The organism is Mycobacterium sp. NTMscope_Eco_3, from assembly GCF_976985685.1.
This window is the reverse complement of the sequence record NZ_CDRJYZ010000001.1, coordinates 1941325-1952179: the sequence shown is the minus strand read 5'-3', so window position 1 is coordinate 1952179 and position 10855 is coordinate 1941325. Positions and strand designations below refer to the sequence as shown.

Sequence of the window (10855 nt, the reverse complement as noted above, 5' to 3'; positions counted from 1 at the left end):
TGCGGTTTACGTGCCGGAAGCCTGGCGCTGTGCCGCCAGCCTGCTGCGTAGAGTCTTCGGCCGGATATCGGGCCAGTTCTGTTCGATGTACTCGAGGCACGCGGCGCGATCCGCTTCGCCGTAAACCATCTCCCAGCCGGCTGGTACCTCGGCGAATGCCGGCCATAGGCTGTGCTGTTCTTCGTCGTTGATCAAGACGAAAAAGCTGCCAGTGTCGTCGTCGAACGGATTGATACTCACCGGTCCTCCAAATTTCGTTGTGGCATGAGCCGAACAGTTCGGTGCACTAACTGTTTCCGACCGGGCGCTCAGGGGCTTGCCACGGAACCGGTCTCGACGGAGTGCATGATCCAGAGCGTCGTGGGTTTCAATCCTGTTGTCAGGCTTATCAAGTCGGTAGCGTAGTAGGAGCCCGCACATCGAGTGGTAGGCGCAAGCCGACAGAGTGGTGGCTGTGGCGTATACAGAAAATTACGCAACCGAAAATTGGCGCATTCGCACGGATTACATTCTGTGACAGCGATTTTCGTGACGCCGTCGGCTTTGGCTCCGACTAGGCAACCCTGGTACCTCCCGAGACGACGGTGCGGGTTCGTGCCGAACACTCGCGCGGCGTGCTGACCTCGTCTTATGTCCCGGTCTGTGCCAGATGGGCATCGGGACGAGCTGGTGACACGCGCGCGTGACACAGCCACACCTCGCTATTCGCCTGCGCAGGAGGAGTTTTCGTTGTTCAATTGGTCGCGGCTACCGGGTGGTGGACGAACCACGGTGGTGAGGCTGCCTGCTGGCAGCCTCACCGACAACCTGTTGCTTCACGACGCATCTCGGCTGATCAGACGGATGAGTTCGTCGCGGTGGTTGACGCCGAGTTTGGTGAACAGACGGTAGAGGTGCCCCTCCACCGTGCGCACCGAAATGACCAGCCGGTCGGCGATCTGACGGTTAGACAGTCCGGCAGCGACCAGCAGCACGATCTGACGTTCACGGCCACTGAACGGAAGGGGGCGCGCCGCGGCCTCGAGCGCCGGAGTACGCACTCCGCACTGGCCGGCCAAAACGTGCGCCCAGCTCGACGATTCGACCTCCTTGCGCCGCTCCCCTCGGCGGGCGTGCTCGGTGGCCGCTTGGGCCGACGCATCGGCGGCAAAAGCCAATGCGCCGAGATCGGCGAATTTGTGTGCGGCGACATCCAGCACATCGCCGTCGTGTTCCGCCAGACCGCGGGCATGGTCGGCGACCGCCTGGGCCGATGGCGAGTTCAACATTCGGGCGAGCTCCTCCACTCGCTTGGCCTGCGAACCGTCCCCGAAGCGCACGGCGGCATGGCGCGCCCGCATCTCCGCCACGTACATCTTGGCCGCCCCCGCGACTTCCGCCGCCTGCATCGCATGCGCACGGGCGGCCGCCGTGTCACCGGCAGCTGCCCGCTCCCAGGCCCGGGCCAGCTCGAGTTCGGGCAAGAAGACTGCAACGTGGGGTCCATACGTTTCCTCCGCGCGCCGCAACGCCGCGGCGGCCGCCGCGCCGTCGCCCCGCGCCCCCTCGGCCTGCGTCAGCAGGGCAGCCACCACGAGCAACCACGGCGACGGAAAGCCCTGGGACAGCAGGGAAATAGACCGGGCAAGTGTGGTGCACGCCGACGGCAGCTCGCCGCGGGTTACCTGCAGGAGCCCGAGCATCGCGTCAACCATGGCCTCCGCCGCGGGAAGACCGGTTGCCAGCGCGGCGTAACGCCTCTGGATTCGGTCGGCCGCCGGATAGTCACCGGCGGCGGTCGCCACCATGACCTCAGCCAATCCGATGGCGAACCGCTGTGCACCCGCCCGGCAGAGTGCCGTCGCGCGGACGCCGGCGGCGGCAATGCGGCTGACTTCGGAAAAGCGCCCGGCCGCCAGCAGGGCGCCGCATGTCGCGACGGCCGCCCACACGGTCGCGATCGGCGCTACGTCGGCCTCGCACAGACGGGGCCCGAGCTCGAGCGTCGTCTCAACGTCGCCGCGGAAGAACCCGATCGACATCTCCAGCGCGGTGATCAGCTGGAGGGCGCCCTCGGTCACGAGACGCGGTTTCACCTCGGCTAGTACGCGTGTCGCGATTTCGGCGTCACCGCAACCCCACGCCAAGTTGGCGGCGCGCAGACAGCCCCATCGCGCGATCAGCCAGTCGTCGGCGTCACTGAGGTCGACGCCCAGAAGGATTGACTCGGCCTCCTCCCCGCGCCCCTGCCAACTCACCGCCTCGGCAAGCACCAGAGCGGCCGGCAGACCACCACCGCGATCGACCGCGAACTTGGCCAGTTCCTCACCCAGCACCACATTCGACATCGCCAGGGCACTGGCCGCCGCGTTGATTGCCACGTCGAGGTCGGGCTCCAGGTCGCTTCGCATCATGAACTGGGCCAACCGGATTCGGCCGCGCGGATCGGAGAAATGTGAGCGCCGCCCGCTTGCCCGTAGGTGCCTTCGAAGAGTTTTCGCCAAGATTCCGTTGAGTTGCCGCGAACGCACTATCCCTGCATGGCGGGTCGCCGCTTCACCGAGCATGGGGTGATTGAGTTGCGCCAGGGTGTGGGATCCGTCGACGACCAACTGGATCAGGCCACGACGCTCGAGGTGTGCCATCGCGTCGGCATCGCAGACGTCACGCAGGATCTCGCACTCCAGCACCTCGGCGGTGGCCAAGATCTCCACCACCTCCAACTCCTCTGGAGTCAGCGATTGCAACCGGAACTCCAAAGCGTCGTGAAGTTCGCGATCCGCGCGCAGCGGACCCTGAAGTTGCCAGCCCTGCTCGGTTTGAACCAAGGTCCCACTTTCGCGGGCCGCGGTCAGAAAGCCCCGCAGTAGCAACGGATTTCCCGCGCTGCACTCGTACAACTCGTCAACCAATCGCGGATTGACCGGACCCCCCAGGACTGTGCCCGCCAACAGCTCGGTCTGCTCGTGGGTGAACGGGTCGACGTGAACGGTCAACAACAGGCGCTCCTTCAACAACACGGTCAGCGCGTCCAGCACCGGCTCACCGGACCGGATCGTCACGATCAACCGCGTACTGCTTCCGGCCGCAAGCTGATTGACCAAGGTGGCCGACAACGGATCCAGCAACTGGGCCTCGTCGACTACCACCACCAGGTTCTTGTCCTGACTCAGGGTCTGATGCGCGGCGGCCAGCATGATCGCCGGCTCGTGGCCCACCCCTAGGCTCACCGCGCGAGAAAAGGCGCCCAGGGGCACGGCCGAACCCGTTTGGGTGCCCAGCGCAAATCGCACCGTTCGCCCCGCCGATTCCACCGCCTTCGCGAGCATGCGCGCCAGTGTCGACTTACCCATACCGCTGTCGCCGACCAGCGCCACCCCGTGGAACTCGCCGTTGTTCAGCGCCGCCAGCGATCGCCGCAACTCCACATCGCGCCCCACAATGGGCCATGTCGACCCATTGACCCTCTGTGTCAAATGATCTGTCTCCCCACTCCCACCAAGCCGCCGACACGGCGACCAGAATGTTGCTGGGTCGCGTACCGGCGGCCGCGAGCCAGTGACGCGCCGGACGAGACGCCCTGAGCGCGCTGCCGCTACATGAACCCCGAATTCGCGGCCGCCAGATAAAGCCTGAAGGGGTCACACGCGATCGAGGTCGTGCCCGAGCGGCCCGATGCGTGTCGGCCCTCGACGATCAGCGACTCCCCCGGCGGGATCGTCTCTGCAGGTCCGGGAGGGTCGGCCTCGTCGTTGACGATCGCGACCGTGCGCTTGCGACTGCGAATCATGTGCGGGAGCGTATGGCCGCTCAAGCAGGCATCGTCGGAATCCGCTCGCAAGTCGAGTGGTGTGCCCGCGGAGTTAGAGTGGCGGCCCCGTGAACTCCATAGGTCGCCGATGAAAGCTCAGCCGGTCCGAGGGTGATCGTGGCTTTCGTAACCCAGCGACTCGTCGATGCGACGTGATAACTCGCTCGGGACGGGAGGCTCCCTGCGGGTCAGGCAGATGAGCTGCTCGCGAGTGTTGATCCCGAGTTTGGCGAAAAGCCGATAGAGGTGTCCCTCCACCGTGCGCACCGAGATGACCAACTGGTCCGCGATCTGCCGGTTGGACAAACCGGCCGCGACCAGCATGACGATCTGGCGCTCACGTCCACTGAAGGGCAGTGGGCGCGCCGCGCTCTCGACCGCCGGTGTGCGCGAGCCGCAATGGCTGGCTAACGCGTGTGCCCGGGTCGACGACTCAAATTGCTTGCTGCGATCGCCTCGGCGGGTGTGCTCGCTGGCCGCCTGCGCCCACGCGTCCGCGGCAAAGGCCAATCCGCCCAGATCGGCGAACTGTCCTGCGACGGCATCGAGCACAGCGCCGTCGTGTCGCGCCAGACCGCGGGCATGCACGGCGACCGCCTCGGCCAGCGCGGTGCGGAGAATACGAGCAAGTTGCTCCAGACGCGTGGCCTGCGAACGATCGCCGAAGCGCACGGCGGCATGGCGTGCCCGCATCTCGACCGCATGCATCCCGGCCGCGCGCGCGATCTGTGCCGCGTGCGTCGCGTGTCCTTGGGCGGCCGTCGTGTCACCGGAGGCTGCCCGCTCCCAGGCCCGGGCGAGCTCGAGTTCGGGCAAGAACACCGCGACATGCGGTCCGTAGGTTTTCTCCGCTCGCCGCAACGCTGCCGCGGCCGCCGCGCCGTCCCCCCGCGCCCCTTCGGCCTGGGCGTGCAGGGCGGCCACCACAATCAACCACGGCGACGGAAAGCCCTGGGCGAACACGGCAATCGCGCTCGTGAACGCAGCGCACGCCGACGCCAGCTCACCGCGGGCAATCTGCACGCATCCCAGCATCACGTCCACCATGGCCTCCGCGGCGGGAAGACCCGCGGCCATTGCGGCATAACGCTGGTAGATCCGCTCGGCCGCCGCATAGTCACCGGCAGCCGTCGCGGCCATGACCTCGGTGAGGCCGATGTTGAATCGATGCGGGCCCAATCCGCACAGCTCGGCTGCACGCACCCCGAGGTCTGCGATGCGGCGAACCTCGGAAAACCGCCCGGCCGCTGCCAGAGCACCGCATGTCGGGAAAACCGCCCACACGGACGCTATCGGCAGTTGATCGGACTCGCACAGGCCCGGCCCCAGCTCAAGCGTCGTCTCAACGTCGCCACGGAAGTAGCCCATGGCCAGCTCGAGCGCGTCGATCAGCCGGACGCCCGCCTCGGCTGCCACACGCTTTTTCACATCATCGAGTGCTTCGGTGGCCGCCTCGACGTCTCCGCAGCCCCAGTACAAGTTGGCAGCGCGCAGGCAGCCCCACTGCGCGATCAGCCATTCGTCGCCGCCGTCGGGTTCGGCGTCGACCAGCACGGCATCGGCCTCCTCGCCGCGCCCCTGCCAACTCACCGCCTCGGCAAGCATCAAGGCGGCCGGCAGGCCGCCGCCACGATCGACCGCGAACCTCGCCAACTCCTCGCCCAGGACCAAATTCGACATCGCCAACGCGTCCACCGCCGCGCTGATGACCGCATCGAGGTCAGGCCGCAAGTCGCTTCGCATCATGAACTGGGCCAGCCGAATTCGGCCCTGCGGGCCGGGCAACCTCCCCAGCCGACCCCCCGCGCGCTGATGCTTTTGAATAGCTCGCGCCAATTTGCCGTTGAGTTGCCGGGCGCGCACCATCCCGGCGTGCTGGGTCGCCGCTTCGCCAAGCATCGGGTTATTCAACTGCGCCAAAGTGTGTGATCCGTCGGCGACCAACTGGATCAGACCACGGCGCTCCAGATTTGCCACCGCTTCGGCATCGCAGATGTCACGCAGGATCTCCCACCCCAGCAACTCACTGGTGGCCAAGATCTCTACCACCTCCAGCTCCTCTGGGGTCAGCGATTGCAGCTGAAACTCCAGAACGTCTCGAAGTTCGCGATCTGCGCGCAACGGACCCTGAAGTTGCCATCCCTCCGCCGTGCGAACCAAGGTCCCGCTTTCGCGCCCCGCCGTCAGAAAGCCGCGCAGTAGCAACGGGTTTCCTGCGCTGCGGTCGAACAACTCGTCAACCAATCGCGAGGCGACCGGACCGCCCAGAACCGCGCCGGCCAGTACCTCGGTCTGCTCGCGGGTGAACGGGTCGACGTGAACTGTCAACAGCAGGCGCTCTTTCAACAACGCAGTGACCGCATCCAGCACCGGCTCGCCCGACCGGATCGTCACGATCAACCTCGCGCTATGGCCGGCCGCAAGCTGGTTGATCAGGGTCGCCGACAGCGGGTCGAGCAGCTGCGCGTCGTCGACCACCACCACCAGGTTCTTGTCTTGGCCCAGGGTGTTGTGCACAGCGGCCAGCATGACGGCCGGTTCGTTCACCGCTCCAAGGCTCACCACGCGCGAGAACGCGCCCAGCGGCACAGCGCAGCCCGTTTGAGTGCCCAACGCGTAGCGCACCGTGCGGCCCGCCGACTCAACCGTCTTGGCCAGCATGCGCGCCAGCGTCGACTTGCCCACGCCGCTATCGCCGACCAGCGCCACGCCCTGATATTCCCCGTTACTGAGCGCCGCCAGGGACCGCCGGAGCTCCTTGTCGCGCGCCACTATCGGCCACGCCGAATCGGTTTCCCCCCGCATCGGAAACCCCTAGCTTTGTTGAGGGGGCGTCGGCGCCATGACATTTCGCAACGCCTGACACCTACCCCGGGGATTGCGTCGTGGATCGCTGACGGGCCGACAACCGGCCCGAGCTGTAGCAGCCACACGACGCGGTCGTGGCCGATCGGGATCGCCACCCCGCGGTCGACGCAGCCGTCTGCCCACCAACAGCCACGCCGCCACGCTTCTGGTACGCACCGGACCTCACTCCCTCTATGGCCCAGCAATTACTCGAAAATATACCTGACATTCCAGCTCCCAGCAAAAGCTTTTGACCCCGCGCAATTCGACGTAGGTGTAAATTAATGTGCTGGTTATACAGCTGTTTTATAGAACCTCGGCCGCGGTCCGGGCAGGCCGCTCAGCAAACAATACTTTCATGGTATGGGTTAGCCGGGAAGGCCGACGGAAACGAAACGACGGTGGGCACTGCTGCTCGCGCCAGTCCCCACCGTCGCTGCGGTTACAGGGCGACGCCCAGGAGCGCGTCGATCGCGGTCGCCACCAAGCGTGGCGCCTCGGTGTCGTGGCCACCGTATTCCAGCGCATCGGTAGTCCAACCATCAAGCGCGGCAAGCGCTTTGGGGGTATCGAGGTCGTCGGCCAAATATTGGCGCACCCGCGCGATCACGTCGCCGGCGTCCGGGCCGGCCGGAAGCGCGGTCGCGGCGCGCCAGCGCCGCAGGCGGGCGATGGCCGCGTCGAGCACCTGCTCGCTCCAATAGCGATCGCCGCGATAGTGCCCGGCCAGCAGCCCCAGCCGGATCGCCGCGGGTTCGACGCCTCGTGCGCGCAGTTGCGACACCAGCACCAGGTTGCCGCGGCTCTTGGACATCTTGTGCCCGTCCCAGCCGATCATGCCGGCGTGCACGTAGTGACGCGCGAATCGCCGTTCGCCGCGGACACATTCGGCGTGCGCGGCGGTGAATTCGTGATGCGGGAAGATCAGGTCACTGCCCCCGCCCTGGATGTCCAGACCGCTGCCGATGCGGCTGAGGGCGATCGCCGCGCACTCGACATGCCAGCCGGGCCGGCCGTCGCCGAACGGTGAGGGCCAGCTGGGCTCGCCGGGCCGCGCGGCCCGCCACAGCAGGGCGTCGAGCTGATCCGTCTTGCCGGGCCGCTGCGGGTCGCCGCCGCGCTCGGAGAACAGGCGCAGCATGGTTTCCCGGTCATAGCCCGACTCGTAGCCGAACTGGGGCGTGGCGTCGGCGCGGTAGTAGATGTCCGGGTATTCGCCCTCGACCACGTACGCCGCCCCGGACGCCAGCATCTTCTCGACCAGTTCGACGACCTCGGCGATCGCCTCGGTGGCCCCGACGTAGTCGCGGGGCGCCAGCATGCGCAGCGCCGCCATGTCCTCACGGAACAGCGACACCTCCCGCGCGGCCAGGTCCCGCCAGTCGATGCCGTCGCGCTCGGCGCGCTCCAGCAGCGGATCGTCGACGTCGGTGACGTTTTGCACGTAGTGGACGTCGTGGCCGAGGTCCAGCCATTGCCGGTTGATCAGATCGAACGCCAGATACGTTGCGGCGTGGCCCAGATGGGTCGCGTCGTACGGGGTGATGCCGCAGACATACATCGTGGCGGTCGAACCGGCCGCCACGGGACGCACCTGCCGGTCGGACGTGTCGTACAGCCGAAGCTCCGGGCCGCGTCCCGCCAACGCGGGAACCTGTGGGGAAGACCACGACTGCATGGCAATCAGCCTAAGCGCGCCGACGTTGAGCCCCCGAACTGCCCGGTCACTCCGGCCCCCGAAGCTATATCCCCTCCGGGCGTTTTGTGGTTTGCTAAATCCGGTATCGAGCAAATTCGCTCAACGTCGACGAGCGAGGTGGTTGCGATGTCGACTCATACAACTGACCGCACCGGCACCGCGGCCGCGGCCACACACCAAGAAATCGTGGTCACCTGCCCGGCGACGCGACAGGTCGTCGGTCACGTCCCGGTGGCCGCACCCGGCGAGGTCGAGGCCCTGGCCGCCCGGTTGCGGACGGCCCAGCCGATGTGGCAGCAAATGGGGGTCCGGGGCCGGGCACGGTGGCTGGGCAAGTGGCGGGACTGGATGCTCGATCACCGCGATGACCTGCTGACACCGCTGCAACTCGAAACGGGCAAGTCCTGGGGCGACACCGGCGTGGAGATCTCCGCGGTGCAGATCATCAACTATTGGATCGACAACGCCGCCGAATTTCTCGCCGATCAGGCGGTGCGCCCCTACGGTGCCGCCAACGCGGGCAAGAAGCTGACCCTGGCCTACGAGCCCTATCAGCTCGTCGGCGTCATCACCCCGTGGAACGGGCCGCTGTCGGTGCCGCTGCTCGACGTTCCGGCCGCGCTGATGGCCGGGTGCGCCGTGCTGTCCAAACCCTCGGAGTTCACCCCGCTCGCCTGGCGGGTCGCGGTCGAGGGCTGGAAGCAGATCGGCGCGCCCAATGTGCTGGACGTCGTGTTCGGTTACGCCGAAACCGGTGCCGCACTGGTCAATTCGGTCGACTACGTGATGTTCACCGGTTCGGTCAACACCGGTCGGCGCATCGCCGTCGCGGCGGCCGAGCGGCTGATCCCCTGCAGCCTGGAACTCGGGGGCAAGGACGCGATGATCGTGTGCGCCGACGCCGACATCGACCGCGCCGTCGACGGCGCGGTGTGGGGCGGATTCGTTTACACCGGACAGGTGTGCATCTCGGTGGAACGGGTCTACGTCGAGGAGCCGGTCTACGACGAGTTCGTAAAGAAGTTGGTAGCCAAGACATCTGCGCTGCGCAGCGGCATGGACGCCGGACACGACTACTCCTGCGAGGTGGGATCGATGACCACCGAGCAGCAGCTCGAGATCGTGTCCCGCCACGTCGACGACGCCGTGAGCAAGGGCGCCAACGTGCTCGTGGGCGGTAAGGCGAGCGACGGTGGCAGCGGCGGCCTGTTCTACGAGCCGACCGTGCTGGTCGACGTGAACCACGACATGGCCTGCATGCGGGAGGAGACCTTCGGCCCCACCCTGCCGGTCATGAAGGTCCGCGACGTCGAGGAGGCCATCGCGAGGGCCAACGACTCCAATCTGGGGTTGTCCGGCAGCGTGTGGACGCGCGACAAAGACAAGGCGATGGCCGTTGCGCGGCAGATGAATACCGGCAGCGTCAACATCAACAACGTCGTCACCAGCCTCCTGCAGTTCGGTCTGCCGATGGTCGGATGGAAGGAATCGGGGATCGGCTCGCGCTCCGGCGGCGCCGACGGCATCCGCAAGTACTGCCGCCAGAAGGCCATCGTCGCCGACCGGGTCGCGATGAAAAAGGAACTGCTCTGGTACCCCTACAGCCGCAAGAAGGGCACCGTCGTGGAAAACGTTGTCCGCATGCTGTCGGCCAAAGATTGGCGACGCCGGCTGGGCCGTCGGGCTCCCTAGCGCCACGCGTCGCGGATGGCGGCCAGCAGGATCGGCGCCAGTTCGGCGCGGCACATGACGAAGTCGGGCAGGTAGGGGTCGAGCTGGTTGTAGCGCATCGGTGATCCGTCGAGCCGCGAGGCGTGCATCCCGGCGGCCATCACCACCCCGGCGGGGGCGGCCGAGTCCCACTCCCACTGGCCGCCGGCGTGCACGTAGGCGTCGACGTCGCCGTCGATGATGGCCATCGCCTTGGCGCCCGCCGAGCCGATCGCGACCGGCTGGATGGGCAACGTCTGCCGCATCCGGTGCAGGACCGCCGGGGGCCGCGTGGCGCTGACGGCGATGCGGATGGTGTCGGTGACGCCGACGCGCGCGGCGCCGGCCGTCACGGTGTCGCTGCGGTAGACGATGTTGCCGCGGGCGGGCAACGACACCGCAGCGTCGGTGATCTCGCGCTGGCCGTCGCTGGGCCGCTGCCACAACGCAATGTGGACCGCCCAGTCGTCGCGGCCCGGCGTGGAGAACTCGCGGGTGCCGTCCAGCGGGTCGATGATCCACACCCGGTCGTGCTGGAGCCGGGACAGGTCGTCGTAGGCCTCCTCGCTGAGCACCGCGTCGCCGGGCCGCTCGACCCGCAGCCGCCGCAGGATCAGTTCGTTCGCCAGGCTGTCACCCGCGTCGCCCAGCGCCCAGGGATAGCCGAACCCGACTTCGTCGCGGACCTTGAGCAACAACTCCCCCGCTTCGGCGGCGAGATCGGCGGCCAGCGCGGCATCGGTCATCTCGTCCGACTGGTCGCCGGGGGCATCGCTCACCGGTTCAGTATCGCCGACACCATGCCGCGG

General features: G+C 67.1%; 7 protein-coding genes. 1 reads left to right on the top strand and 6 read right to left on the bottom strand.

The features are described from left to right. Positions 1 to 6: 6 nt before the first annotated feature. The 5 genes from AC0KTM_RS09055 to mshC all read right to left on the bottom strand — a co-directional run bounded on the left by AC0KTM_RS09055 (position 7) and on the right by mshC (position 8315). A complete protein-coding gene (locus AC0KTM_RS09055) occupies positions 7 to 240 on the bottom strand; it encodes an MbtH family protein (protein WP_225330361.1) in 234 nt (77 codons plus the stop codon). A 575-nt stretch (positions 241 to 815) separates the two neighbouring features. Then, positions 816 to 3401 carry a helix-turn-helix transcriptional regulator gene (locus AC0KTM_RS09050; protein ID WP_238958044.1) on the bottom strand — a complete coding sequence of 862 codons (2586 nt, stop codon included), beginning with the start codon at positions 3399 to 3401 and terminating at the stop codon, positions 816 to 818. Between the two features lie 173 nt (positions 3402 to 3574). Then, on the bottom strand, positions 3575 to 3769 hold the full coding sequence (locus AC0KTM_RS09045) for a hypothetical protein (protein ID WP_472415461.1): 195 nt from the start codon (positions 3767 to 3769) through the stop codon (positions 3575 to 3577). Between the two features lie 117 nt (positions 3770 to 3886). Next, positions 3887 to 6595: a helix-turn-helix transcriptional regulator gene (locus AC0KTM_RS09040; protein ID WP_472415460.1), complete on the bottom strand. Its 2709-nt coding sequence runs from the start codon at positions 6593 to 6595 to the stop codon at positions 3887 to 3889. A gap of 484 nt (positions 6596 to 7079) precedes the next feature. Beyond that, the gene (mshC, locus tag AC0KTM_RS09035; RefSeq protein WP_472415459.1) at positions 7080 to 8315 is read right to left on the bottom strand and encodes a cysteine--1-D-myo-inosityl 2-amino-2-deoxy-alpha-D-glucopyranoside ligase; all 1236 of its coding nucleotides are present in this window, start codon (positions 8313 to 8315) and stop codon (positions 7080 to 7082) included. A gap of 147 nt (positions 8316 to 8462) precedes the next feature. Here mshC and AC0KTM_RS09030 point away from each other — a divergent pair, with 147 nt between their 5' ends. Then, on the top strand, positions 8463 to 10028 hold the full coding sequence (locus AC0KTM_RS09030; RefSeq protein WP_472415458.1) for an aldehyde dehydrogenase family protein: 1566 nt from the start codon (positions 8463 to 8465) through the stop codon (positions 10026 to 10028). Here AC0KTM_RS09030 and AC0KTM_RS09025 read toward each other — a convergent pair. Beyond that, positions 10025 to 10792, bottom strand: coding sequence for a 3'(2'),5'-bisphosphate nucleotidase CysQ (locus AC0KTM_RS09025; protein WP_472417430.1), 768 nt, complete (start codon positions 10790 to 10792; stop codon positions 10025 to 10027). The genes AC0KTM_RS09030 and AC0KTM_RS09025 overlap by 4 nt on opposite strands. Positions 10793 to 10855: the final 63 nt, after the last annotated feature.